The sequence below is a fragment of the Williamsia sp. Y844 genome (assembly GCF_056786475.1).
Genome location: NZ_JBXCJB010000001.1, coordinates 1,905,659 through 1,930,413, shown reverse-complemented (window position 1 = coordinate 1,930,413; position 24,755 = coordinate 1,905,659). Strand labels below are relative to the sequence as shown.

General features: G+C 65.8%; 20 protein-coding genes. 7 read left to right on the top strand and 13 right to left on the bottom strand.

Annotated elements, in window-relative coordinates:
• Positions 1-8: 8 nt before the first annotated feature.
• Positions 9-3,677: a murein biosynthesis integral membrane protein MurJ gene (gene murJ / locus AC1TQG_RS08635; protein ID WP_482136514.1), complete on the bottom strand. Its 3,669-nt coding sequence runs from the start codon at positions 3,675-3,677 to the stop codon at positions 9-11.
• Here murJ and AC1TQG_RS08630 point away from each other — a divergent pair.
• Positions 3,649-3,870, top strand: a complete 222-nt coding sequence (locus tag AC1TQG_RS08630) for a hypothetical protein (protein WP_482136513.1) — start codon at positions 3,649-3,651, stop codon at positions 3,868-3,870. The genes murJ and AC1TQG_RS08630 overlap by 29 nt on opposite strands.
• A gap of 4 nt (positions 3,871-3,874) precedes the next feature.
• Here AC1TQG_RS08630 and AC1TQG_RS08625 read toward each other — a convergent pair whose 3' ends face one another.
• Together AC1TQG_RS08625 and AC1TQG_RS08620 are read right to left on the bottom strand one after the other, a co-directional pair.
• On the bottom strand, positions 3,875-6,451 hold the full coding sequence (locus tag AC1TQG_RS08625; protein WP_482136512.1) for a DUF6049 family protein: 2,577 nt from the start codon (positions 6,449-6,451) through the stop codon (positions 3,875-3,877).
• Positions 6,452-6,462: 11 nt separating this feature from the next.
• The gene (locus tag AC1TQG_RS08620; protein WP_482136511.1) at positions 6,463-7,524 is read right to left on the bottom strand and encodes an NUDIX hydrolase; all 1,062 of its coding nucleotides are present in this window, start codon (positions 7,522-7,524) and stop codon (positions 6,463-6,465) included.
• Between the two features lie 124 nt (positions 7,525-7,648).
• Between AC1TQG_RS08620 and AC1TQG_RS08615 the strand changes: the two genes are divergently transcribed.
• The gene (locus tag AC1TQG_RS08615; protein ID WP_482136510.1) at positions 7,649-9,133 is read left to right on the top strand and encodes a CCA tRNA nucleotidyltransferase; all 1,485 of its coding nucleotides are present in this window, start codon (positions 7,649-7,651) and stop codon (positions 9,131-9,133) included.
• Positions 9,134-9,151: 18 nt separating this feature from the next.
• Here AC1TQG_RS08615 and AC1TQG_RS08610 read toward each other — a convergent pair whose 3' ends face one another.
• From AC1TQG_RS08610 to AC1TQG_RS08600, 3 genes are read right to left on the bottom strand one after another with little or no spacing between them, the layout of a single operon-like run.
• Positions 9,152-9,958 (bottom strand): transglutaminase-like domain-containing protein, encoded by an 807-nt coding sequence (locus tag AC1TQG_RS08610; RefSeq protein WP_482136509.1) that lies wholly within the window; start codon positions 9,956-9,958, stop codon positions 9,152-9,154.
• A 51-nt stretch (positions 9,959-10,009) separates the two neighbouring features.
• The gene (locus tag AC1TQG_RS08605; protein WP_482136508.1) at positions 10,010-10,933 is read right to left on the bottom strand and encodes a YegS/Rv2252/BmrU family lipid kinase; all 924 of its coding nucleotides are present in this window, start codon (positions 10,931-10,933) and stop codon (positions 10,010-10,012) included.
• The gene (locus AC1TQG_RS08600) at positions 10,930-12,507 is read right to left on the bottom strand and encodes an FAD-binding oxidoreductase (RefSeq protein ID WP_482137293.1); all 1,578 of its coding nucleotides are present in this window, start codon (positions 12,505-12,507) and stop codon (positions 10,930-10,932) included. Before AC1TQG_RS08600 ends, AC1TQG_RS08605 begins: the two co-directional genes overlap by 4 nt.
• 89 nt (positions 12,508-12,596) lie before the next feature.
• On the opposite strand from AC1TQG_RS08600, the gene AC1TQG_RS08595 reads away from it, so the two are divergent.
• Together AC1TQG_RS08595 and AC1TQG_RS08590 are read left to right on the top strand one after the other, a co-directional pair.
• On the top strand, positions 12,597-13,223 hold the full coding sequence (locus AC1TQG_RS08595; protein ID WP_482136507.1) for a TetR/AcrR family transcriptional regulator: 627 nt from the start codon (positions 12,597-12,599) through the stop codon (positions 13,221-13,223).
• Positions 13,169-14,782: a glycerol-3-phosphate dehydrogenase/oxidase gene (locus tag AC1TQG_RS08590; protein ID WP_482136506.1), complete on the top strand. Its 1,614-nt coding sequence runs from the start codon at positions 13,169-13,171 to the stop codon at positions 14,780-14,782. Before AC1TQG_RS08595 ends, AC1TQG_RS08590 begins: the two co-directional genes overlap by 55 nt.
• A 7-nt stretch (positions 14,783-14,789) precedes the next feature.
• Here the strand turns inward: AC1TQG_RS08590 and AC1TQG_RS08585 are convergent, their stop codons facing one another.
• On the bottom strand, positions 14,790-15,881 hold the full coding sequence (locus AC1TQG_RS08585) for an aminotransferase class V-fold PLP-dependent enzyme (protein ID WP_482136505.1): 1,092 nt from the start codon (positions 15,879-15,881) through the stop codon (positions 14,790-14,792).
• Positions 15,882-15,980: 99 nt separating this feature from the next.
• On the opposite strand from AC1TQG_RS08585, the gene AC1TQG_RS08580 reads away from it, so the two are divergent.
• A complete protein-coding gene (locus AC1TQG_RS08580) occupies positions 15,981-16,610 on the top strand; it encodes a hypothetical protein (protein ID WP_482136504.1) in 630 nt (209 codons plus the stop codon).
• Between the two features lie 88 nt (positions 16,611-16,698).
• On the opposite strand, the gene AC1TQG_RS08575 is transcribed toward AC1TQG_RS08580, so the two are convergent.
• The 5 genes from AC1TQG_RS08575 to AC1TQG_RS08555 form a co-directional block, all read right to left on the bottom strand.
• Positions 16,699-17,502 (bottom strand): hypothetical protein, encoded by an 804-nt coding sequence (locus AC1TQG_RS08575; protein WP_482136503.1) that lies wholly within the window; start codon positions 17,500-17,502, stop codon positions 16,699-16,701.
• Positions 17,499-17,912 (bottom strand): M78 family metallopeptidase domain-containing protein, encoded by a 414-nt coding sequence (locus AC1TQG_RS08570; protein WP_482136502.1) that lies wholly within the window; start codon positions 17,910-17,912, stop codon positions 17,499-17,501. Before AC1TQG_RS08570 ends, AC1TQG_RS08575 begins: the two co-directional genes overlap by 4 nt.
• Positions 17,912-18,325, bottom strand: a complete 414-nt coding sequence (locus AC1TQG_RS08565; protein WP_482136501.1) for a hypothetical protein — start codon at positions 18,323-18,325, stop codon at positions 17,912-17,914. Before AC1TQG_RS08565 ends, AC1TQG_RS08570 begins: the two co-directional genes overlap by 1 nt.
• 363 nt (positions 18,326-18,688) lie before the next feature.
• Complete coding sequence (locus AC1TQG_RS08560; protein ID WP_482136500.1) at positions 18,689-19,528, bottom strand: LLM class flavin-dependent oxidoreductase; 840 nt, start codon at positions 19,526-19,528, stop codon at positions 18,689-18,691.
• 42 nt (positions 19,529-19,570) lie between these two features.
• Positions 19,571-20,950 (bottom strand): MFS transporter, encoded by a 1,380-nt coding sequence (locus tag AC1TQG_RS08555; RefSeq protein ID WP_482136499.1) that lies wholly within the window; start codon positions 20,948-20,950, stop codon positions 19,571-19,573.
• Between the two features lie 106 nt (positions 20,951-21,056).
• Between AC1TQG_RS08555 and AC1TQG_RS08550 the strand changes: the two genes are divergently transcribed.
• Together AC1TQG_RS08550 and AC1TQG_RS08545 are read left to right on the top strand one after the other, a co-directional pair.
• Positions 21,057-21,638: a YqgE/AlgH family protein gene (locus tag AC1TQG_RS08550; protein ID WP_482137292.1), complete on the top strand. Its 582-nt coding sequence runs from the start codon at positions 21,057-21,059 to the stop codon at positions 21,636-21,638.
• Positions 21,639-21,744: 106 nt separating this feature from the next.
• The gene (locus AC1TQG_RS08545; protein WP_482136498.1) at positions 21,745-23,778 is read left to right on the top strand and encodes a CocE/NonD family hydrolase; all 2,034 of its coding nucleotides are present in this window, start codon (positions 21,745-21,747) and stop codon (positions 23,776-23,778) included.
• Positions 23,779-23,795: 17 nt separating this feature from the next.
• Here AC1TQG_RS08545 and AC1TQG_RS08540 read toward each other — a convergent pair whose 3' ends face one another.
• Complete coding sequence (locus AC1TQG_RS08540) at positions 23,796-24,731, bottom strand: bile acid:sodium symporter family protein (protein ID WP_482137291.1); 936 nt, start codon at positions 24,729-24,731, stop codon at positions 23,796-23,798.
• Positions 24,732-24,755: the final 24 nt, after the last annotated feature.

Genomic DNA, 24,755 nt, shown 5'->3' with positions numbered 1-24,755 from the left:
GCGGCGTACTAGCCCGTCATCGACACTTGGCTGATGGCACCCTGGTAGCGCCCACTGTCGTTGCGTGGCAGGGACGTCAGCCATACCAGGACGTACTTGGCCGGCTTGGCGTCGCTGATCGGGATCCGGGTCTCCTGGCCTTCGAGCGTGGCCGCCCCGACCAGTGTGGTGGCCTCGAACGCCGTCTGAAGGGAGTTCGAGGTGCGGATCTCCAGCTGCATGCCCGGTGTCGGTGACCGCACGATGACCTCGGAGAGCGTCGCGTCCCGGTCGAGGGTGAACATCAGGCCCAGACCGGGTTTGAGGTTGCCGAACTTGGCTCCACCGCGATACTCATCGGTCTTCCACGCCGGCGCCTGCCCGCTGATCACGTTGTTCAGGTTGGTCCGGCCGTCGGGTACCTGATCGGAGTAGTCGAGCATCGTGACGGCGGTCAGGCCCACCGGTGCCGCGGGAGCAGGAGCCTGGGCCTGGGGGGCCGCTTCTCCGGACGGACCTGCCGAGGTGGAGAAGATCGAGTCGATGTCCGGGGTCTCGTCGTCGCCGCCGAAAGCGCTGGTGGCCCAGACGACCACCGCGATCACGAGGAAGAGGATGAACAGTCCCGCGCCGGCCAGGATCGCCATGGTGCGCACCGAACGCGGCTTCTTGGTGTCGTCGTCCCCGCCTCCGCCGAGCATTTTCGGCGTCGCGCGCGGCGACGAACTCACCGGTTTGCCGTCGGCCCCGACCTGGGCGATCAGGTCGGTCTGCTGGTCGAGAACCGTTGCCTGGTCGAGAACGTGCTGGACGGTGGCCGCGGTGCGGATCCCGCTGTTGCCCTCGAGAGCCCGGGCGGCGACCGCGGAGATCTCGAACGGGATGTCGGGGCGTTCGGCCCGGGGTTCACGTGGCAGACCGTCGTTGCCGGGTGCGGCAGGCGGCAGACCACCGATCGGTTCGGCTGATCGCCTGCTGGTGGCGAGTTCGATCCCGGTCTCGGCGTCGAGTGGCCAGCGGGCCAACAGGAGTGCATAGAGAACAGCTCCGAGACCACGCACATCCGAAGACTTGTCAGAGTCGGCGAGCGTACCGGGGAACGCCAGAAAAGCGTTGCCCTCCTGGCTGATCCGGACGCGTTCGGGGTGATCGATGGACAGGGCGCCACCGTTGCGGTGTGCTGCTTCGGCGGCGGCAGCGAGTGCGCGGACCGCACGAGCAGCGCCGACCGGAGACGGATTCGACTTCGCGACGTCGGCCAGCGACGAGCTGGGGATCCACTCGGCGACAACGATTCCGCCCGATGATCCGCGGACCACATCCAGGACGCGCGCGATGCCGGGCGAGTTGATCCGGCCGAGCCGTAGGGTCCGCGACAGCACTGCCTGCGGGCCCTCGTCGCGGGGATCGATCCGCACACCGGCTTCCGGTAGCGGAGCGGCCTGTTCGGCATCGACAAAGGTGAGTGCCACATCGCGGTCGAGGTTGATGTCGCGGGCCTGCCAGAACTGCAGACCGCGCGATCCACCGTGATGTTGCAGGAGCCGGTACCGGCCGCCGGCGACGGCAGCTCCCGGAACGAGCCTGGGGCCCCGGCGAACCCGCGGCCGGGCGGGAGCCGGTGGACGGGCCCCGGTCGGCGCTTCGGGTGTGGCCTTGGCGGCTGCTGCCACATCGGCGAGGTTCATCTGCGCGGTCTCGTCGAGACCTGGCGCACCGACGGACGGGCGTGGCGGCGTGGGCACCTCGACCGACTTGCTGTCGGCATCCTGTTTACCCAAAGCGCCCGCTCCTTTCCTTCGATACCGCAGGTCTTGTGGTTGACGGAAGTTGGTTCCGGCAGCGCCGCCGCTTGTGACCGTGTAGGCCTGCCAGCTCGATGTACCCCGATCGAAGCGTCGGATAACTTCGACCTGGCCAGAATACGGAACAGATTCCTCGCCCGAGATCCGAGGGAACTGGATCGTCATCGTGGCCGCGCCCTCGGTCTCGGGCTCGGGTGCCGGTGCGATGGCCGGGATGAAGCGGCCAAGCAGGCGTCGAACCACGACCACGACGGTCAGCACGTCGGGCACGCGCAGCAATGTCAGCACGATGTAGATCAGTGAGATGGTGACGATCCCGACCAGACCGAGGTAGGCGATCGACCCCAGTTTGCCGTGATCGGTGGACAGTCGGTCGAGCCCGGAGATCTCGGCCAGCGCCCACACCAGCGCACTGCATCCGACGGAGACCACCAGGGTCCACGACACGGTTCGGCCGACGTTGGTCATCCGGGCGCCACCGAGGCGGTTGCGCAACAGAAAATGTCCGACAACGGCGCCGACCAGATAGCCCAGACCGTTGGACAGGGCGAGCCAGCGGATGATGTCGTCCGGGTCGTCGAACATCACCGGGCCGAGATACGACGCGGCGACCTTGACCGCGGTGATCCCGACAACCATGTATGTCGGGGTCCAGGCATCCTCGCGGGCATAGAACACACGCAGCTGCACGAGTGTCATCGCGTACGGGATCATCGTGAACGCGCCCCACGACAGCACACTGCCCAACTGGGACGCGGTGTCTGCGTTGAACTTCCCGAAGTTGAAGACGGCCACACCGATGGCGGGGCCGAAGAACGTCATGAACGCGATGACCGGAACAAGCGAGACCATCGTCAGACGGGTCGCGAGTGACAGGTCGTCGATCACCGCGTGGGTGTCGTCGGCGGCGGCGTTGCGGGACAGTCGCGGCATGATCGCGGTCAGGATGGTCACGCCCAGGACGCCGTAGGGCAACTGCAGCAACTGCCACTGGGTGGCGTAGACGCTGACACCGTCCGCGCTCGCTGCCGAGGCGATGCGATAGGTGACGATCAGACCGACCTGCAACACCGCGACGTACAGGACGATCGCAACGGCCATGTTGCCGAACTTGCGGAGTCGGTCGTCCAGACCCCACTGCAGGCGCAGTTTCACACCGCTGCGGCGGATCGCCGGAACGAGGATGAGCGTCTGCGCGACCACACCGAGAGTGGTGCCGATACCGAGGATGAGCAGCTTGGTATCGCCCATCCGGACCGGATCCAGGGAGATCTCACCGGGACTGGCGGCATAGGCGATCAGCGTGATGATCTGCACGATGTTGTTGAGCACCGGTGCCCAGGCGCCCGGCTTGAACAGGCCCTTCATGTTCAGTATCGCGATGAACAAGGCGGACAGGCCGTAGAACAGGATGGCGGGCAACAGCAGGTATGCCAGTCCGGTGGCCAGATCCCGGTTGACCTTGCCGTCACCGAGATTCAGGGCTGTCAGCAGCGGCGCCGCAATGACCGCGATCAGGGTGGCGGCCCCGAGTAAGACGACCGTCAGGGTGAAGACCCGGTTGATGAACCCGGCTCCCCCGTCTGCGTCTTCGCGTTCGGCGCGGACGAGAACCGGGATGACGATCGCGGTCAGGACCGCGCCAAGGACAACCTCGGCGATCATGTTCGGCAGCACGTAGGCGGCCTGGAACGACGACGCGACCGCCGCACCGAGCATGGCCAGCACCAGGACGGTGCGGACGAAACCGGTGATACGTGAGACGAGGGTGGCCAGCGCGATCGAACCGCTGGTCCGCATGACACTGTCGTCCGACGGCTGACGCGGCGTGTTGGCGGTCGGCTCGTCGGACTTGGGGTCGACGGTGATCGGCGCGGGAGCGGCCCGGTTCACCCGTCCGCGGGTCGAGGGCGGCTCACCGGCCGTCGGCCGCACGTCCTGCGGGGGACGTGGCTGGGGTGCCGGACCTCCCTGGGGCGCGGGCCGAAATCCCGGTGGCGGCCCCGACGGTGGCCGCGGACCTGTTCCCGGACCCGGCATGGGACGCGGTGGCGGACGGCGCCGCGGCGGTGGTGGTGGTGGCTGATCGGTCATCGGTCGTCCCCGTCAGGCTGACCGGGGTTGTGCCCTGGCCGCTGCCCGGGCTCCGGCGAAGCCCAGGTACCGATACCCCCGCTGTGGAGGGCGCGACTGTCGGCCATCAGACGCTCATGCTCGTCTGGTTCGGGTCTGTCGAGGTCAGCGGGATCTGGTTCGCCGCGGAATCGGTGCCAGAGCCGTCGGCCTGCGAGGAGTACGAGTAGTACACCGGCACAGATCGTGATGATGAAAAGCGGTTGTCCATATGCGTTGGAATGTACTGACAATTCGATCGGACTACCCAATGGGACACCGCTGGATGTGACCAAACCGATCTGCACGGTCATCGATTTTGAGCGGTCGGCCCGGGTCGGGATCTGGAGTTGCCGCGTTCCCTGCGCCGGTATCTCGATGACGCCGAGGTCGCCGACCGTCATACCGGCCGGGGCGGAGATCGACAGACGGGCACGCATCGCCACCGGGAGGTCGTTGCGGATGACCAGCAGCAGCGGGCTCCGTTCGGAGGCCAGGGTGAAACGGCCACCGGGATCGAGAATGCCGATCCCGCCACGGATTCCCGCGATCGTGATCGCCACCGCGGAGGTCCGCATCTCACCGGTCTCCGTTGCGGCCTGCTGATCCTGCGGTGAGACCGATGCCATCGCGCGGAGCAGGTCTTCACGAAGCGGAGCCATGTACGCCTGCGGCGTGATCGGGACATCGGAACGCGCGACCATCGATTCCTGCAGATCCCAGGTCTGGGTGGTGTCCGATCCGACGGCGGTGATGGTCTGCTCCGGCGGTCCGGTGATGTCGGCGCCTGCCGGTGCGGTCAGTCGGGCCCCGGCCGGTGCGGTTGCGGTGGCGGTCAGGTCGGCGCCCAGGGTCTCGAGCGGACGCGGGACGCCCAGGTTGGACGTGAGCAGCTGGGTCATCGTGGACAACACGGCCTTGGTGTCGTCTGCGGTGGCCGACCACGTCGGCGGCGGCATGAGGACCTGACCCCGTCCGATCGTCCTGGCGATCGGGTCGTCGCTCCGGGCCTGTGCGGAATCGCCGGTGATCGCGGACAACGTCGTCGGCGCGAGTGCCGAGAACATCATTGCTCCGAGCGCGGTCTGTCGCCGGGCCGCCTCGCTGCCCCGCAACCAACCGTCGCGCTGATCGGTGGGGGTGACCTGCGCGGAGCGCGGAGCATCACCCATCGCGGCCAGCGCACTGGACATCGCGGGATCAAAGGTCTGAACGGCAAGGTCGTCGCCGAGCGGGTACTCACCGTTGGTGGAGGTGGGTGTGGTGGTCCGGACCGCGGACGCGGACAGGAGCGTCCCGACCGAGTCGTTTTCTCTCACCACGCCTGCGGCCTTGTCGTCGAGGACGCCGGAGGTGGGAAGGGTGAGTCCGCGCACGCTTTTCACTTTGAGGATGGTGTCGACGATGTCGGCCGGTGTGGCGAGTGCGGCCTTGGAGAGCCCCGAGTCGTCCACCTGCGCGAGCGCGTTCGTGTCCACATGCGCAAACGAGGTCGCCACGACACACATCGTCGGTGCCAGTGCCTGCAACCGGGCCAGCCACGCCTTGGCAACCGCCGATCCGGTGCCCTCGAACGCAGGTCCGGTCGGATCGCCGGGGTCAGTGCTGACCAGGTAGGGGCCGGTCATGGCCTGGACACTGACGAGCAGATCGGGATCGATGGCCAGGCACAGGCTTTGGGTGAGCGGTGTGTTGGCCTCTTGTGCGTGGGTCTCCTCCATCGCGGTCAGGAGCGTGTCGAGTCGGCCACCGGGTTCGAGCGATTGCCGCAATCCGTTGTCCATCAAGCGGACCGTTTCGTCGCCGCCTCCGGTAACACCCGGTGCCAGCGACGCGGGTGCGGCGATCGGCCACAGCAGTGTCAGGCCCATCGGCTGCGAGGTGTCCGGGGCGATGGATCCGTCCGGTGCCACCGGGATGGCCCCGGGCAACGTGGAGTCCGATCCGGCCGAGCCCTGCGTCTGCGCGCGGGTGTCGTCATCGGGTAGCCCCATGACCGGCAACAGCGTCCGGGCATCGTCGAGTCTGGCCGCATCGCCGTATTCGGGCGTGCCGTTGACGTTGATCAGGATGGGATAGACGCCGGGTGTGTCGATGGCGAGGCTGGGCCGGTCTGAATCGTCCGCCGACAAGGGGAGCCGCAGGGTGAACGGCACCGATTCACCGGGCTTGAGTTCTTTGGTCACGTCGACGAAATTGCCGACGATATCGAAACTGTTCGGATCCGCCGACAACGACTCACCCAGACCCGCGCTGCTGGTGATCACGTCGCCGCGCTCCATGCGCATCGCGATGTTGCCGACGGGACGGTCCCCGATGTTGTTCAGCGTTCCGCGCGCGGTGACGGTCCCCGTGCTGGTGGTCGACACCGTCGACGGATCGATGGACTCGAGGGAGATCTGCAGGAACTGATCCGAATCGGTCTGCACATCGCGGGGAGCTGCGAGCGCTGCGGGGGCCAGCGGCACCGCAACCATCAGCGTGGCGCCCAAAACAATCAGGAGTCGCCGGACAACGAGGAACCACCGCAGGTGGCCGATCCCCCGAGCCCGCATCGAACCGCCCTTCACGTGGCTTCTGATGGGCCGGAGTCGCCGGTTGGGCCGTGCGCGGCCGCTCCCCCGCTCTTACCTGCCGAACCCTCGCCGCCGCGACCGGAACCGCGTCTACCGCGCCGACGGCGTCGACGCGGTTTCTGGACTGGGGCAGGTGGTTCGTTGCGTTTCTGGTTGCGCGCGGCGGCGGCCTTCTCGTAGGCGTTGGGTTCGCTGCGTGTGCCAAGGGCCTCGGCTTCGGCCATCCGATCGGGATCGGCGGTCAGATCGGCGATGACGTCCTCGGCCACGCGGGCCAAGCGGCGTTCATCGGAGTACGTGAGGCGACGGGGCAGATCGGCCAGCGGCACCCAGGCGACCTCGGCGACCTCGTAGTCGGCGTCGGACAGCTCTCCGCCGGTGAACCGCATCAGATAGTGGTGCACCGTCTTGTGGATACGTTTGCCCTCGCTGACAAACCAGTAATCGATCTTGCCAAGGGGCGCGACGACGTTGCCCTTGATGCCGGTCTCCTCGGCGACCTCACGGATGGCTGTCTGCTCGGCGGTCTCGCCGGTTTCGATATGACCCTTCGGCAGCGACCACATCATGCGGCCACGACGATCCACGCGACCGATCAGTGCGGCACACCGCTCGTTGTCGGGACCGTCGAGGCCGGAGACCATCAAACCGCCGGCAGAGGTCTCCCGGACGGTTCGCAACCGCTGCTTTGCAAGGTTCGCCGGGACCTTCGCGGGAAGTTTCGACCTGCCGACGTCCGATGGCTTGACCTGCGCGGTCCGCCCGTCGGCGGCCTTGGTGCCTGCGACACCGGTCGATTCGCTGCGGGCGGCATCGACCGTGTTGTCGACGGGACGGGACGGTTTGCGTCGCCGGCCGCGACGCGATCGTCGCGATGTTCCGCCTGCGGGCGACTTGTCGGTTGCCGGGTCGTTCGTCGCCGGCGAATCGGACACCGCTGCGGGTGGCCTGGGATCGGTGGTCTGACCAGCGCCGCCCCCGCGGCGATTGCCGCGCCGTCGCCGAGGACGCCGGGTGACGTCCCTACTCGGCTCTGTGGGTTCGGCTGACACTCAATAGATGCTAGTCGTCGGTAACCGGCTGTTTCCGCCAGCGTGGCCGATCAGGCACCGAAGTCACACCCTGTGGTGGCCCGTGAACTCCCCTGCCGGTCCCGCTCGACTAGTCTGGCGTTTCGTGACAACTCCCCCGTCTGCCGCCGATTCCTCTGCCGCCGATTCCGCAGGCGCAGACGAACGACGCACGCGGCTGCTGGCCGCTGCCGCGGTGTCGCTTCAGGAGCTCTCCGACGTCCTCGATCCCCTCGGTGCCAAGTTCGCCGCGGCCGGATTCCAGCTCTACCTGGTCGGTGGTTCCGTGCGGGACGCGGTCCTCGGCCGACTCACCAACGACCTGGACTTCACAACCGACGCCCGCCCGCAGGACGTGCAGGAACTACTGCGTGGCTGGTCCGACGCGATCTGGGACACCGGCATCGACTTCGGGACGATCAGCGCGGTCAAGTCCGGGCATCAGATCGAGATCACGACGTTCCGCGCCGACAGCTACGACCGGGTCGGGCGGAACCCGGAGGTCCGGTTCGGGGACACCCTCGAAGACGATCTGGTGCGGCGTGACTTCTCCATGAATGCGATGGCGGTGAAGATCGGCGCCGACGGCAGCCAGGAGTTCGTCGATCCGCTCGGTGGTCTGGAGGCGTTGCTCGCCGGGGTGATCGACACCCCTGCTGCCCCCGAGGATTCCTTCAACGACGATCCCCTGCGCATGTTGCGGGGTGTGCGGTTCGTCTCGCAGCTGGGCTTCTCCCTCAGTCCGCGGGTGTTCGAGGCCATCAAGGCCATGGCCGACCAGATCGATCGGATCACGGTCGAACGGGTTGCGGTCGAATTGGACAAGCTCATCCTCGGACAGCACGCGGTCGACGGCATCGACATGCTCTGCGAAACGGGTCTGGCGGAGCGGGTGATCCCCGAGATCCCGGCGATGAAGCTCGCGATCGACGAGCATCATCAGCACAAGGACGTCTATACCCACTCGTTGACGGTGCTGGCGCAGGCGATGGACCTCGAGGACGGCGACCCGGATCTGGTGTTGCGGTGGGCGGCCATCCTGCACGACATCGGAAAACCCGATACCCGCCGGCACGAACCCAACGGCGGCGTCAGCTTCCACCATCACGAGGTGGTCGGCGCGAAGATGGTCCGTAGGCGGCTGCGGGCACTGAAGTATCCGAAGGCCGTGATCGAGGACGTCGCGAATCTGGTCTTCCTGCATCTGCGATTCCACGGCTACGGCGACAGTCAGTGGACCGATTCCGCGGTCCGCCGATACGTCACCGACGCCGGTGTCCTACTCCCCCGCCTCAACAAACTGGTCCGCGCCGACTGCACCACCCGCAACAAACGCCGGGCGCGTCGGCTGCAGCAGAACTACGACAATCTCGAAGAGCGGATCGCCCGCATCGCGCAGGACGAGGACCTTGCCCGGGTCCGGCCCGACCTCGACGGCAACGCCATCATGGAGTTGTTGGGGTTGCCGCCCGGACCACAGGTCGGTCAGGCCTGGCGCTACCTCAAAGAACTCCGGCTCGATCGCGGCCCGATGTCGCATGAGGAGGCCGAGCAGGCCTTGCGCGAGTGGTGGGCGCAACAACAGAGTTAGCACCCCGGGCCCGGCCGATCAGGTGATCGAGACCAGGTCCTCGATGTCGTCGGAGGGCAGCTTGCCGTCGACGACTGCGGTCACCGTGGTGTTGTTCAAAGTGATTGCGCCACCATGGTTGTCGAGGAACGCGGTGTCGGCGGCGTCGCGTCCGGTCGAGATGCGGACCAGGGTCTGACGCGGTGCCAGGCAGGTCGCGTCGACGACCCGCCACTGGTCATCGACAAGTGCTTCGGCAACGGCGTGGAAGTCCATCGGGTCACATCCGGGCGCATAGACGGCGACGAGTCGGGCCGGCACATTCAGCGCGCGCAGCGCCGCGACGACCAGGTGCGAGTAGTCCCGGCACACACCGGCTCCGGCGAGCAGGGTGTCGGTGGCGCCGTCGGTGGGACCGCTGGCGCCGGGTGTGTAGTCGAGGTGGTTGCCCACCCAGGCTGCAACGGTTTCGAGGAGCTTGGCCGGTTCGGCGTTCGTATCGAATTGCTTTGCGGCCCAACCGAAGAACTTGTCCGCCTCGGAGTACCGACTGGGTCGCAGATAGAGCGCCCGATCGTATTCGGTGGCCGTCGCGGGTGCGGTCTCCCCCACAATGGTGGCCTTGTATGCGACCTTCAGGTTGCCGGTGCCGGCATGCAGCAGCTGGATTCTGTTGCCGTGGGGTCCGCTGATCTCCCTGGCGTCCAAGGGCTTTCCGTCGAGGGTGAATGAGAGAGTCTCGGTCACCTCGGCACCGGGATGCGGCGCGACGGCGATCTGGAACTCGAGATCCGTCTCGCCGGTGATGTCGACGTCGAGGTGGGCTGATACATCGCGCTTCTGCACGCAGAACTCCTGTATTGATCAATTCGGAACATGGATCGGACAGGAGAACTCTCAAACACCCCCCGGCGCTGCCGACGACAGAAACGATACCGCACCCGGACGGACTTCGATGGTCGCCGGTAGCTCGCCGATCCGGTCCCCGTCGGCGTATATCGGCGTCCTCCTGGAACTGGTGAGCTCGATGCGTCTGCCTCGCAGCTGCTCCACTTCTTTGCGATGAATGTGCTTGCCGCTGTATATGGTTGGGAACAAACCCATCAGCTTCAGGCGTGGCCCGTGGTGCACCAGGATGACGTCGAGTTCCCCGTCGTCGATGACGGCCGACGGAGTGATCTGCATCCCACCGCCGTAGCTTGCGGTGTTCCCCACCGACGCCAGCACCAGATCGCGCTCGATTTGCCGGCCGTCCACGGTGATCTGATACGGAAACGGCTTCATCCGGGCCAGCTCGATCAGAGCTGCAATCGGGTATCGCAGTTGACCTTTCGGCCATGACAGGGTGTTGGCGCGCTCGGTGACCAGGGCGTCGAGGCCGGTGGCGGCGACGGTGCCGAACGCGTGCACGCTGCCATCGGACAGCGAGATGGTGGCGGTGTCGCAGACCCGGCGGGCACCGCCGCGGATGATGGCGGCCGCTGCGGCCGGATCGTCGCGCGGGATGCCCAGTGTCCGCGCCGTGTCGTTACCGGTGCCTGCAGGCATCAGCCCGATGGGTACCGCGTCTGCGCCCGCCTCGTAGGCGGCCTGCAACGCCAGGCGGATGGTGCCGTCGCCTCCGACCACCACCAGGGCGTCGTGCTCGGGCGAGCGGACTCCTCGAGCGAATTCCAGGGCTTCGTCGGCGCTTGAACCAGTCAACGCGGTGACCTCGAGGCCGGTCGACACCAGTGCTTCGACGGCGGCGGCGACTGCGGCGCCTGCGAGGCCGTGACGTGCGGACGGATTGATGAGCGCGGCAACCCGGTGGGTGATCATGGAATGAGTTTGCCCGGATTCAGGATGCCGGTGGGATCGAGCGTGGATTTGACCGCCCGCAATATCTGGGCGCCGACGTCACCGATCTCCGTCGGCAACCAGCGGCGGTGGTCGGTACCGACGGCGTGATGATGGGTGATCGTGCCTCCTGAATCCACAATCGCTTGACCGACAAAGTCTTTCACACCGGACCATTCGGTGATCGGATCGTCGCCGAAACGGTAGACCACCGTGAAATACAGTGAGGCGCCGGTGGGATAGGTGTGGGAGATGTGGCAGAGCACCAGCGCCGGGGAGCCGGATCGTCCGATGGCCTCGGTCAGGGCGCCGGTGACCGCGGTCTTGAGTGCGGTCACGTTCGACCAGGTGGTGGCGGTTTCCAGTGTCTCGCAGCCGACCCCGATGTCCAGGAGCGCATCCCGTAGGTAGGGGGCGTTGAAGCGGCCGTGTTCCCAGGCCTGTGCCCGGGCGGCGCCCAGCGACGTCCCACCCGCGGCGGCCAACAGTTGTCCGGTCAGCTCCTGACGAGACCGGGCGACCGCCTCGGTTCCCTCGAATGTGGTGATGGCCAGGCATCCACCGGAAACGGTGTCGGTGTCGGCACCGATCTTGTCCGGGCTGGCGAGGTTGACACCGGTTTCGGCCTCATCGGACAGTCGCATCACGGTCGGCCCGCCTCCTTGCTGCGCCACCGCTCGCAAAGCCGCTGCACCGGAGTCGAAGTCGGTGAAGTGCCAGGCGTCGTGCAGGGTCACGGGCGCAATGCGGCGCACTCGGAGGGTCACGGCGGTGATCACGCCGAGGGAGCCTTCCGAACCGAGGAAGAGTTGGCGAAGATCGGGTCCGGCTGCGGTCTTCGGCGCCCCACCCAGGTCGATGATCCCGGTGGGTGCGACCACCCGCAAGCCGGTGACCATGTCGTCGAACCGGCCGTATCCGGCGGAGGCCTGACCTGATGATCGGGTGGCCGCGAACCCGCCGATGGTGGCGAACTGGAAGCTCTGCGGGAAATGTCCGAGGGTGAATCCGTGTGGAGCCAAAAGCTTTTCGGCCTGCGGGCCGGTGATGCCTGCACCCAGCACGGCTTCACCGGAGATGGTGTCGATCGACAGAAGCTGATCAAAACGCCGCAGATCCAGGCTGATCACCGCTCGCAAGGCGCCGGCGACCGGGTCGACCCCACCGACCACACTGGTGCCGCCACCGAAGGGAACGATCGCGATCCGGGATCTGGCGCACCAGTCCAGGAGATCTGAGATCTCCTGTTCGGTGGCGGGCTCGACCACACCGTCCGGTGCGTCTTGTCTGCGGGTCTTGCGGCGCAGGAGATCAAGGGTCGATTTACCACCCGACCGGGTCAGTCGATCACCGTCGGACGTCGACACCGCACTGACGATTCCGCGGAGGGCATCCAGGTCGGCGTCCGTGAGCCGGACAGGCGAGAGTTCGACCTCGGTGGCGGCCGGGGCCGGGATCCGATCGCCGGAGACGCCGAGAACTTGGGACAGGAGGGTCCTGATCGGTTCGGAGAGCTCGGTGGCGGCCTCGGGTGATCCCCAGCCGTCCCAACGCATCGGGGGCAGTGGCAGGGAATGCTGTGGAAAATCGACCGTCATGAGTTACAGTTTTACACAACATGTCAATCCGTAACGATAAATCGTCCATGGTTGGAACGTCCCCGCCCGGAAACCGCAATGACGGCACCTCCGACCCGGTGGCCGCTGCGATGGGCGCCAACATCACCGATCGGGTCCTCGATGCGACCCGCGCGGCGCTGATTCGCGCGGCGGGTCGCAAGATCACGTTGGCGGAAGTGGCCCGTGAGGCCGGCGTGAGCAGGCCGACCGTCTACCGGCGCTGGCCGGACGTGCGGACGCTGACCGCCGACCTCGTCACCCGGGAGCTGATCGGCACGATCGCCGACATCCCCGCACGCGGCACGACCCTTGACGACAAGGTTGATCGCCTGGTTGCCGTCGCCGATGCGATCCGCGTCAACAACCTCCTCGAAATGCTGTGGCGCGAGCCGTCAGCCGCTCTTGCCCCCTATGTTTTCGTGAGGCTCGGCCGCAGCCAGAACGCTGCCCTGACGATTCTGCAACGCGCCATCACCGACGGTCAGCATCGCGGCGACGTCCGGGACGGGGCTCCGGATGAGATGGCCGCCATGGTGTTGTTGATCTGTCAGTCGGCGATTCAGTCGCATGCGATCGTGCAACCGATCCTGGCCGATCGATGGACCGTGGAACTGCGGTACGCGTTGCACTCGTACCTACGGGCGGCGCCGTGATCGCCGAACAATTCCCGGCCGGAGCACTGAGCCCGGCGTCACGTCGCGCCGGACTGGATGAATTACGGTCGCGCACTGAGCCGTTGGATGTCCTGGTGATCGGTGGGGGCGTCACCGGAACCGGCGTCGCGTTGGATGCGGCCAGCCGTGGTCTGTCGGTGGCACTGGTGGAGGCCCAGGACCTCGCCTTCGGCACCAGTCGGTGGAGCAGCAAGCTGATCCACGGAGGCCTGAGATATCTCGCAAGCCTCGATGTGTCGATCGCGCAGGAGTCGGCCGTCGAGCGGCACCGGATCATGACGGTGATCGCCCCACACCTGGTGCATTCACTGCCGCAGGTCATCCCGGTTTTCGCCGGTGGTTCGGTGAAGGGGAACCTGGCCGCGCGGTTGGGAATGCTGGCCGGGGATGTGTTGCGCCACAATGCCAAAACGCCGACGGAAGTCCTGGCGCGGTCCCGGAGGGTGTCGGCGTCCGAAGCTGCGGAATTGTGTCCGGCAATCCGTACCGACGGGCTGCGGGGCGCGGTGGTGGCCCACGACGGGCAGCTCATCGACGATGCCAGGTTCGTGGTGACCTTGGCGAGAACCGCTGCCGCACACGGCGCGATCATCAGCACCTACACCCGGGCAACGGATGTGACCGGTACGGGAGCGACCCTGACCGATGTCCGCACCGGTGCCACGTTCGGGATCCGGGCGCGCGCCGTCATCAACGCGACCGGTGTCTGGGCCGGTGAGGTCGACGAGACCGTCAAGCTGCGGCCGAGCCGGGGGACCCACCTCGTGGTCGATTCCGCATCGCTGGGCAACCCGACGGGTGCACTCACAGTTCCCTTGGGCGACAGCATCAGTCGGTACGTGTTCGCATTGCCGCAGCAGCTCGGTCGTACCTATATCGGTCTCACCGACGAGGATGCGCCCGGACCGATCCCGGACGTGCCGACGCCGGCCGATGCCGAGATCACCTTGCTGCTCGACAACATCAACAAGGCGCTGGAACGTCCGCTGTCCACCGACGATGTCCGCGGAGTCTTCTCCGGCCTGCGTCCGTTGGTCGAGGAGATCGGTCCAGGGGTGCCGCTGAGCACGGCTGACCTCTCGCGCAAACACCTTGTGGCAGTGGGAGACAACGGTCTGATCACGGTCGTGGGGGGCAAGCTCACCACATACCGTGCGATGGCCGAGGAGGCGGTCGACGAGGCCGTGAGTCGTTCGGGCCTGCGAGCCGGGCCGTGCCACACCAGTGAACTGCCGCTCATCGGGGCGACGGGGACACCGGACGACTCGGGTTTGCCGAGTTCGTTGATCGCCCGTTTCGGTGCGGAGGCCGCACACGTGCTGGACGTTGCACAGGTGCCGGATGCGGCCGCCCCGATCGCGCCCGGGATCGACGTCACCCGGGCCGAGATCGAGTTCGCCATCACCCACGAAGGTGCTTGCACGGTCGACGACATCCTGGCCCGCCGAACGCGAATTTCCTTGGTACAGAAGGATGCGGACCTTGCCAGGGCCGCCGTCGCCGAGATCGCCGGGATCGTCAACTCGGTGGGGCCCTGACGCCGAACTAGTAGCCCATCCCGCGAAGTTCGCCGGCAAGCAGATCCAGGTGGGACCGCTGGACGTCCAGATGCGGGCTGATCCGCAGGACCGACTGTTCCGAATCCAGTGGCGCACGCCAGGAATCCGCGCAGGTTACGAGAATTCCGATCGATCGCAGTTTGTCGCAAGCGGCCATTACGTCCGACGGACCCCATCCCGGTGGTGGGGCCAGGGTGACGATCGCCGACGGTTCGTCGATCGGTTCGAGGACTTCCCAGCTGCCGATACCGTGTAGGCGCTCACGGGTGAAGCGGCCGATGGCCGCCAGTTCCCGGTTGACCCGTTCGGGCCCGAAGCTCTGCAATTCCTGGATCGCCACACCGAGTCCGAGACGTCCGGCCACGAAGGCTTCCGAACTCTCGATTTCCACCGGGCGCACCGAATCCGCACGCACGGCAAGGAATCCGACACCGCGCGGGCCTGCCAGCCACTTACGGCTGGTGCCGTAGACGACATCGGCGCCGGATGCGCAGTCGCGCTGGCCAAGCGCCTGCGCGACGTCGACCACCACCGGCACACCGGCGACCTTGGCGAGCTCGACGACCTTGCTGACCGGCTGGACCACGCCGCTCTGAGAGCCGATATGGCAGATGTGGATGAAGTCGGGCTGGTCGAACTGCAGCATGTTCTCGAGTGCGTCGGTGTCGACATGCCCGTATACGTCGCCGGAGGGGATGGTGTGGACGGCGTAGCCGCGGCGTTCGAACTCGTCGAGGTTGGGGCCGAACTCGTTCTTGGCCACCCAGACCGTGGCGGATATCGGGAGGTTCCAGTAGGTGAGCAGAGCCCGCAGCGCGGCCTTTGCCGACTCCCGGAATGCCAGCTCGTGGGCCTGATGTCCGACGAGCGCGGCGATATCGCGACGGCAGCGGTCCAGGGCCTCGCTCATCTGTTCCTGTGCGACGTAGGCGCCGCGCTCGGATTCACGCCACAGGTGCGCGGTGATCGTCTCGATGACTTTGGTGGAGGAGCGTGATGCCGCCGCCGAATCGAGATGGATGTTCATCGGCTCGGTGCGACCGCGATGCCACAGATCGCCGAGCTCGCTCACATACATCCGTAGATCCTCCTCGACGCCGGGACATGGTGTGCATCACACGCTACCGTCTTCGGGCGCCCCGGAACCGGCGCACGGGTCCAGTCCGTCCAAGTACCCATGGACCCGGTCATCGAGTACGTCTTCGGAATTGGCGACGGATCGATCACCACATGGACGTCGCAGGCCGACGTGGTGCTCGGCGGAGGTGCGGCAGATGCGGTTCGGCTCGATTTCGACGGTGACGGCAGAGTCGACGACGTGATCTGGGATCGCGATGGCGATGGCCGGGCCGATCTCAGTGGTCTCGACCTCGATGACGATGGTGCGGTCGACAAATGGTTCTCCGATAACGGTTCTGGCGTGTGGGGACATCCGGAGCCGGATCCGCGGGTCAGCGCACCGACCCCGAACCTTCAACTACCGATACCCCCGCCCCCGATACCCCAGCCAACCGACATCCATCTCACGTGGACATCGCTTGATGGCGCGCCGCAGTCCGCGGCGGCAAACGCAGATTCTGAGGGTTCGCGCGCGCAGGTCGATTTTGTCGGCGACGGGGACGCCGCTGATCTGCTCTACGACCGCGACTCGGACGGTCGCGGTGAGATCGTGGTGGTGCGCTCGGGCGGGCGCGTCTACTTCGACACCGACGGCGATCAAGGTTTCGATCAGTTGTTCGTCGACCACGATCTCGACGGGACCGCGGATGCGGTGATGTTGCCGGGCCAACCGGGATTCGGTATCTGAGGGGTCAGACCACACGCGGCGGTCGCCGAGATGAATCGGCAGCCACTCTCAAGAGCCGCGGCGGTGCAGCCCGCGTACGGCACAAATGTCAGGCGGCCCTGTTGTGGTGCCGAAGGCGACGGTCTTCGATCGCGCGTGCATGCCGATAGGTCCGCCCGGTTTGCCAGGCGGAATACGACGCGGTCAGTCCGAGCAGTAGTGCCCCGATCACGCAGAACGCCAGGGCCAGGAATCCGAGAGTCACACTCACCGGACTGTTCTCGGCGATGTCGATGTCGCCGATCCAGATCGTTGCGGTGACGATGATCTTCCAGATCGCCCAGAGCACACCACACAGTCCACCGAACCCGACGGTATAGCGCAGCGGACCGAGTTCGGAACGGACAACGGTCCATCCGAGATAACCGGCCGGAAATCCGATCCAGCTGGCGAATACCACCTGGTACATCGCCACCTGGTACATGTGCCCGTAGTCGGAGAGAAAGTTCGCCGACGGTGCGAGTGCGCTGTGGGCGAGCGCCAGGTTGATCACGGCTATCGAGGCGGCGGCAGCCACCACCAGAAGCACTATCCGCTGGTTGAGGTCGGGATCGTGGTGGAGGTCGGATCCCGGGTTGCTGTTGCCGCGGCGGACCGCCATCAGGGATGCGACCAGGGCGCAACCGGCGATCACCGCTGAGGTGGCACCCCAGATCCGTTCGGAGGTGTTCATCACGTGGCGGACACCGTCGTCTGGAACCAGGGCGGTGTAGGTCTCCCCGGTCAGGCAGTAGAAAGCGACGCACACGCCGAAGGCGGTCGTCGCTGTCTGGCGGTACAGGGCCCCACGGATGGCGAGCGTCGCTCCCAGGGCGACCCCTATCCAGGCGAGAGCGCCCAGAGCTTGGCTCATGCGACTATGCCAACAGCTCCGAACGCTGCAGTCAAAGCGCGATTATTGCGGGGTTCGCTGCCCCGTCCTTCGGCGAGCGTGCCGACGGTCGTGGCAAATGCCTCGGCCTGTGCTTCGCGACGTGCGTTCTGATCACAACCCTCGTGGCCGGCAAGGAGATGCCAGGCCTCGTGGGCTGCGATGTGGATCCGGTGCGCGTCAGAGACATTGGCAGGAGAAACGATGATCGCGGTCCCGCGGCTGGTCCGCAATGCGGCTCCGGTGATCTCGCCGGAGTTGAACGACTCCGACGTGATGCACCGGACGTCGCATTCGAGTTGCTCGCCGAGCCGGGACTCGAAATCGTCCCAGTCCCATCCGCTCATCGGTGTGATGGCCGCGGCAAGGCGAAACATCTTCTGCCGGGTCATCACTGTCCGACGCTCTTCTCGGCTTCGAGGACCCGACTCACCTCTCGCAGTAGGGAGGCGAGTTCAGCCCGCCCGGTCGACGACAGCTGATCGGCGCGGAGGCCGGCTACTTGAAGTCCTGTTTCCTCGATAGCAGCCTGCACCTCTTGGCCGAGTGTGCGGGGGCTGAACGAGAAATGCTCTTTCGAGACTCCAAAAAATGAACAGATGGCGTCGCGAACTGCGCCGTCCACCTTCATTACGCGGCCCTTACGGATCCGCCATACAAATTGCCGATCGATGTTTCGGCCTGTTTCGGCCGTCACCCAGTCAGCAATCTCTGCATTTGCAGTGCGCGACCCACCTGGCCAGCGAGTAGCACAGAGCTTATTGAGTTCAATGGCGAACTCAGACACCTCGTCACGATTGCGCATTCGCCAATAGTGCCAGGTGATTCCCTGTTTTGTCGCCTTGATGTGAGGAAATTGCCGATATTTTCTGTCACGGTATCGGCGATGTTTGTGCCGGCGTATGGATGCTCGAGCGCTCGTCACCGCGCTGAACTGCACAAACACTCGAATTAGGCCCTTGTTTCAAGGTTCTTTCGCAAAGGTTACGATCAATTTTCGCAAATCGGAGTTCGGATGGAAAATATGCCGCTGACCACCGCAGATACCCCATTTATGGGGTAGTCGGCCTGGGTGGACCGAGCGGAGCGGTGGCCGGCGCGGGATTCTGAGCGGTCGGGGTGGAAACAATTGGGGCCCCGTTGCGGGACTCTGCGAGCGAAACGTTTTCTAGACGGCGCTCGAAGGTGGCCCGGCATTGATCCGTCCGAGTTGGTAGGCGATGGGATCGTCGGGTGTTGCACCCCAATCCGAGTCCAACCACCAGGTGATGCCGGCGTCGGCCAGTGCCGCGGCCCGCTCGCGTTCCCCGGCGGGGTCGGTCAGGTCGGTGGTGCCCTCATAGACGACGTCATAGTGCCCGCTGTAGCCGAGTTCCTCGCGAAGCTCTCGGATGTCGCGGGCCACACTGGCCCACCGCTCGAACGGTTGCGGTTCCGGGCCCTGCGCACCGGCGAAGTTGGGGATCAATCCGTCGCACCGGGCCGCCCGCGACATCGATTTGCGAGAACCCTCCAATCCCACACACCACGTGGTGATTCTGGGCTGTTGGACCGGCGGATCGGGCAATTCGAAATCGGTGGGCCGCACTTGGTAGTGCTTGCCGTCGTAGGTGAAGGGCTGACCACCCCAGAGCCCGAACAAGACGTCGAGACCTTCATCGAGGAGCTCGGCACGCACCTTGCGTCCCTGATCGGCCTCGAATGCCAGCCAGCCCGGATGCAGTGCACCCAATCCGACGCTCAGGATCACGCGACCACCGCTCAGCCGATCCAGGGTGGCGGTGGTCGATGCCAGGTCCCACGGTTTGCGCCGGGGCAGGGGCGTGAGCATGGTCCCGAGCTTGATACGACTGGTTCGCATGGCCGCGGCGGTCAGGGAGATCCAGGGGTCGACGCCCCATAGCGCTTCCCAGCCGAACACCGCGTCCCAGCCCGCTTCCTCGGCGGCCACTGCCATCTCGGCAAAATCTGCACTGTCACCTTTGGGGAAAACGATTCCGTACTGCACCGTGCCTCCTGTGAAGTCACCTGATCGCGCGGTGGGTACGGATCAGGCGGTTGTCGCCAGTGGCGCCGATGGTGGTGAGCAGGCCGGGACGGGTCGATGGTGGATCAGGGTGACCGAAACGATGGCGAGTGCGTAGAGCACGCAACCGGCCACGACCAGGACCGCGGACTTGCCGTCGGTGGGGATGGCAATCGCGGCGGCGGTGACCGCAGCGACGAACGCGACGTTGAACAGGGCGTCCTGGAATGAGAATGCCTGTCCGCGGCGGGCGTCGTCGACGTCCATCTGCATGGCGGCATCGCCGCACAGCTTGCACACCTGGCCGATCAGCCCCAGGACCACCGCGGCGAAGCAGATGACCACACCGTTGAAACTCAGCAACGAGAGCTGGGCGACCGTTCCGATGGCCAGCGCCGACACCACAGCGCGCTGCCGCCCGAATCGGGCGACCGCAAAGGGGGTGATCACCGCGGCGAGCAGCATGCCCACTGCGGTCAGACCCGCGACGAGCCCGAAGCCGGTCAATCCACCGCCCAGCGCCGACTGTTTGGTGAGGACGAGTAGCAGGAGCGTGTTCATGCCGAACACGATGCGATGGGCGCCCACACCGGACAGGGCTGCCGCGGCAGGTGGCGAGCTCCAGACCGCACGGGCGCCATGGCCCAGACCAACCGCGACCGCGCGCATGGCGGTGCCTTCCGGATGCCCGGGCATCGGAGGACCGACGAAGTCGGGATGATCCGGGCCCAGCTGCAGTGGTTTGAATCGATGGGCGACACCTGCGGTGATCAGCGCCATCACGACTGGGCCGAGCAGGGTCAGGGCGCTGCCGGTGTTGTCGGACCCGAAGATCTCGCGCAGGGCGAAGGTGGCACCGGCACCGAGGGCCAGAACTCCGGAACCGGCGGTGGTGAAGAACGAATTCATGCCGACCAGCAGGTCGCGAGAGACGACGTGGGGCAGCGACGCGGACAGCCCCGATGCGACGAACCGGCTTGCACCGGTCACCGCCAGCGCGGCGATCAGCACACCGGTGTCGCCGGCTCCGGTGGCAATCACCACCGACACGATCGCGACCAGGATCGCGCGCAGCACATTGGCCCAGACGAGAACCAACCGTCGATCCCAGTGGTCCAGGAGCGCGCCGGCAAACGGACCGATCAGGGAATAGGGCAGAAGCAGGACCGCCATCCCGGCCGCGATCGCCATCGGATCGGCGTGGCGTTCGGGGTTGAAGAGGATCGCGCCGCCAAGCGCGGCCTGGAAGAGGCCATCGGTGAACTGACTGCCGAACCGAACGGACAGAAGCCGGGACAGGCCGGGCGATTCCCGAAACGACCGCGTGAAATCACGCAACGCCAACCGCTCATGGCTGGTGCGGACATGCGGCTCTGGGTCCGCGACGGGCTGTTCGGCGTTCATCGTGTCCAGCCTACAAACGAATTCACGATCGGGTATTCCGGCGAAAAAAGATCGGGTGGTTCCGACTGTTCGCCGTAGCCTGTTGGGGCCATCGGCGTGGCATCATGTGCGGGTGTCATCTGGTACCGAGGCGATATCCGCCGGCAGTTTGTTGATGGCGTCCACCGATCTCGCCGAGCCGACTTTCCGGCGCACGGTCGTCTACGTCATCGAGCACAACGACGCCGGCAGTCTGGGTGTTGTCCTGAACCGGATGAGTCAGACGGCAGTGCACAACCTGTTGCCGGCATGGACCGATACCGCGGCCCGGCCGAAGGCTGTCTATGTGGGTGGTCCGGTCAAACAGGACTCGGCGCTGTGCCTCGGGGTGGTCAGACCCGGTGTCGAGATCGACGATGTGCCTGCCCTGCGACAGGTCGACGGCCGCGTGGTCCTGGTCGATCTCGATGCCGACGCCGACGAACTCGGTCACTTCCTGATCGGTGTCCGGATCTTCGCCGGCTATGCCGGGTGGGGTATCGGACAGCTCGGTGATGAATTGCGCAGCGGCAGCTGGATCGTGGCCCCGTCGCTGCCAACCGATGTGATCGCCCCCGCCGAGGTCGATCTCTGGTCGCAGGTCCTGCGGCGTCAGCCGTGGCCGCTTCCCATGCTGTCGACACACCCGATCGAGCTCGAACGTAACTGATCTCTGATTGTCGATTGGATTTCGATAACCTGTTATTGTTCATCCCTGATGTGAGCGGCGTCTCAGCAGACGCTTGCTCGGGGGTCGGGGAATGCGGAGGGGTCCGATGGTTTTGTGGGGTCGATGTGCGAGTGTGATCGCCGGTCTCGTTTCAGTCACTCTGATTGCAGGATTCGCGAATCCTGTTGCAGCGCTGGCTGATCCGACGGGTGGAACGGATGGTGAGCGGTGGACCGCGCAACACGATGGTCCGTTGCAATATCCCGGCATCAACGTCCAATGGGACGTCCCGATCACCATGAGCGATGGCACCGTCCTCAAGGCCAACATCTACCGGCCGGCCGACGCCGCGACGAGGCCGGTTGCCACGAAGACGCCGGTGATCGTGAACATGACGCCGTACACGAAACTGGTGAGCGCTGTTGCCGATGCGGCGTTGTCGAATCCGGTGCTGGCGCCGCTGGCCCTGCAACTGGCCGACCTGCTGAACTTCTCGGGAACCCCGATCGACGGCCTGTCCGATTTGGTGCAGACCCTCAAAGGCGGCTTTGCCCAGACCTTCAGCGTCGACCCTGCACTGGTCCGCTCCGGCTATACGCAGGTGGTCGTGGATGTGCGCGGGACCGGTTTCTCGCAGGGTGTCTGGGACGTCTTTCAGGCCCGCGAACAGCAGGACACCGTCGAGGTCATCAACTGGGCCGCCGACCAGAGCTGGTCCGACGGCAAGGTCGGCATGAGTGGGGCGTCCTACTCGGGTATCAATCAGATCCAGGCGGCGAACAAGAATCCGGAGCCGCTCAAGGCGATCTTCCCGGTCGAACCCGGTGGCGACCTGATCCGCGACATCGTTGCCCCCGGCGGTGCACTGGGTGTGGGCTTCCTGCCTGCTTGGCTGGCGCTCGTGAACGGACTCAAGTTCGTGCCCGATGTGGCGTCGATGTTCAACGGCACATTCGACTGGAAGTGGTTGGGGTCCAGGCTTTCTGACCCAGCTGTTTTCGCCCCACAACTACTGGATGCGCTCACCGCACCCACCATCGACGCGGTGCCACCACGTACGCAGAGCCTGCTCGACGACACCTCCTCCGAACGCACCAACTGGCAGGCCTTCGCCGAGAAGATCACCACGCCGACGATGATCTACGGCGGCTGGTACGACCTGTTCACCAACAGTGAGTGGCGGATGTTCGACGAGATCCCGCTCGACAACGGCCGCAAACAGCTGATCATGGGCCCGACCTATCACGTCACCGGCGGTTCTCGTTTCGGTGATCCCGGCTATCCGCCACGGCTCGACGTCCTGCAACGTGCGTGGTTCGACAAGTGGCTCAAGGGCATCGACAACGGCATCGACAACTACGGACCGGCCACCCTGTACCAGCAGGGCAACGGCTGGACCACCGCCGAGGACTTCCCGCGCCCGGGCATGAACCACCAGCGGCTCTACCTCTCCGACCGTACGAGCGGTACGGCGCCGCACGCGGTGCGTGACGGCTCGCTGTCCGCCGCCCCATCCGACAGCCGAGGCAGGCTCACGGTCGCACCGGCTTTGGCCACATTGTGTTCGCGTGATGCCGCGCAGCAGACGGCAGGCATCCTCGCGGTGTTCTCGTTCTGCGCGGAGGATTCACGGACCGCCGAATCCAGCGCGTTGACGTTCACCACGACCCCGTTTGCCGAGTCGACCAGCCTCAGCGGTCCGATCAATCTGCATCTGAACACCGTCATGGATGCGACTGACGGATACTGGACGGCAACCCTGAATGATGTTGCCCCCGACGGCACCTCGACGGTACTCACGTCGGGCCAGCTGGTGGCCTCGCTGCGGGCGCTCGACGAAGATGCAACCGGGTACGGTCCGGACGGTGACGTGGTGGATCCGGTGCAGACCCTGACCCTGGCAACGCGTCAGCCGGTGGTACCGGGCCAGGCCGTGCAACTCGACGTGGGCCTGCTGGCCACCGATGCGCTGATCAAACCCGGACATCGGTTGCGGATCGATGTGTTCGCGGCGAACTTCCCGAGAGGTGTTCCGTTGCGGCCGTTGCTGAACGATTCGCAGCTCAAGCCCGAACACATCCAGCTCGATCCGAATGCGCCGAGCTACGTCAACGTTCCGGTGTCGCGACCGGTGCGCTGACCAACCCGGACTTCGGGCTAGACCTCGGACTGGCGGCTGTAGCGCGCGGCGAGCCAGGCGCAGATCATCAGCTGAACCTGGTGGAAGATCATCAGCGGCAGGACGATCAGGCCGATGGTGCGACCCTCGAACAGGACAGCGGCCATCGGCAGACCGGTGGTCAGTGATTTCTTGGTGCCGCAGAACTGGATTGCGATGGAATCGGCCCGGTCGAATCCGAGGCGCCGCGATCCGGCACCGGTCAGCCACAGCATCACGGCGACCAAGACCACGGCCAGCACGACGAGGATCACCACCTGCCACCAGCTGACCTGGCTCCAGATGCCGTCCCGCACACCGTCACCGAACGCGGCGTACACGACGAGCACGATGATGCCGCGGTCGAAGAACTTCGTGAGGCTCTTGTGCGCCGCGATCCGTCGTCCCACCAGCGGCCTGAGTAACTGTCCGGCGATGAACGGCACCAATAGTTGCAGGACGATCGTCACCACCGACGAGGCCGAGAACGAGATGTCGCCGGACGAGTTCATCAGGAGCACCACGAGCATCGGGGTGAGGAACACACCCAGCAGATTCGACGCCGACGCGCTGACGATGGCACCTGCGATGTTGCCGCGGGCGATCGAGGTGAAGTTGATCGAGGACTGGACCGTGGACGGGACCAGACAGAGGTAGAGCACGCCGGTGGCCAGATCGTCGCCGACAAGATGCGGGAGCAGCGGCCAGAGCGCCAGGCCGAGCAGTGGGAACACCACGAAGGTGAATCCCAGGATTGTCAGGTGCAGGCGCCAATGGGTGAGGCCCGTGAGGGCATCACGCGGATGCAGTCGGGTGCCGTAGAGGAAGAAGAGCAGCCCGACGCCGATCTTGACCACCCAGTCGAGGATGTCGTCGGCGACGCCGCGGGCGGGGAAGATCGTCGCGACGACCACCGCGCCGATGATGGCCACCATGAAGCCATCGATGTTGAAGCGGTG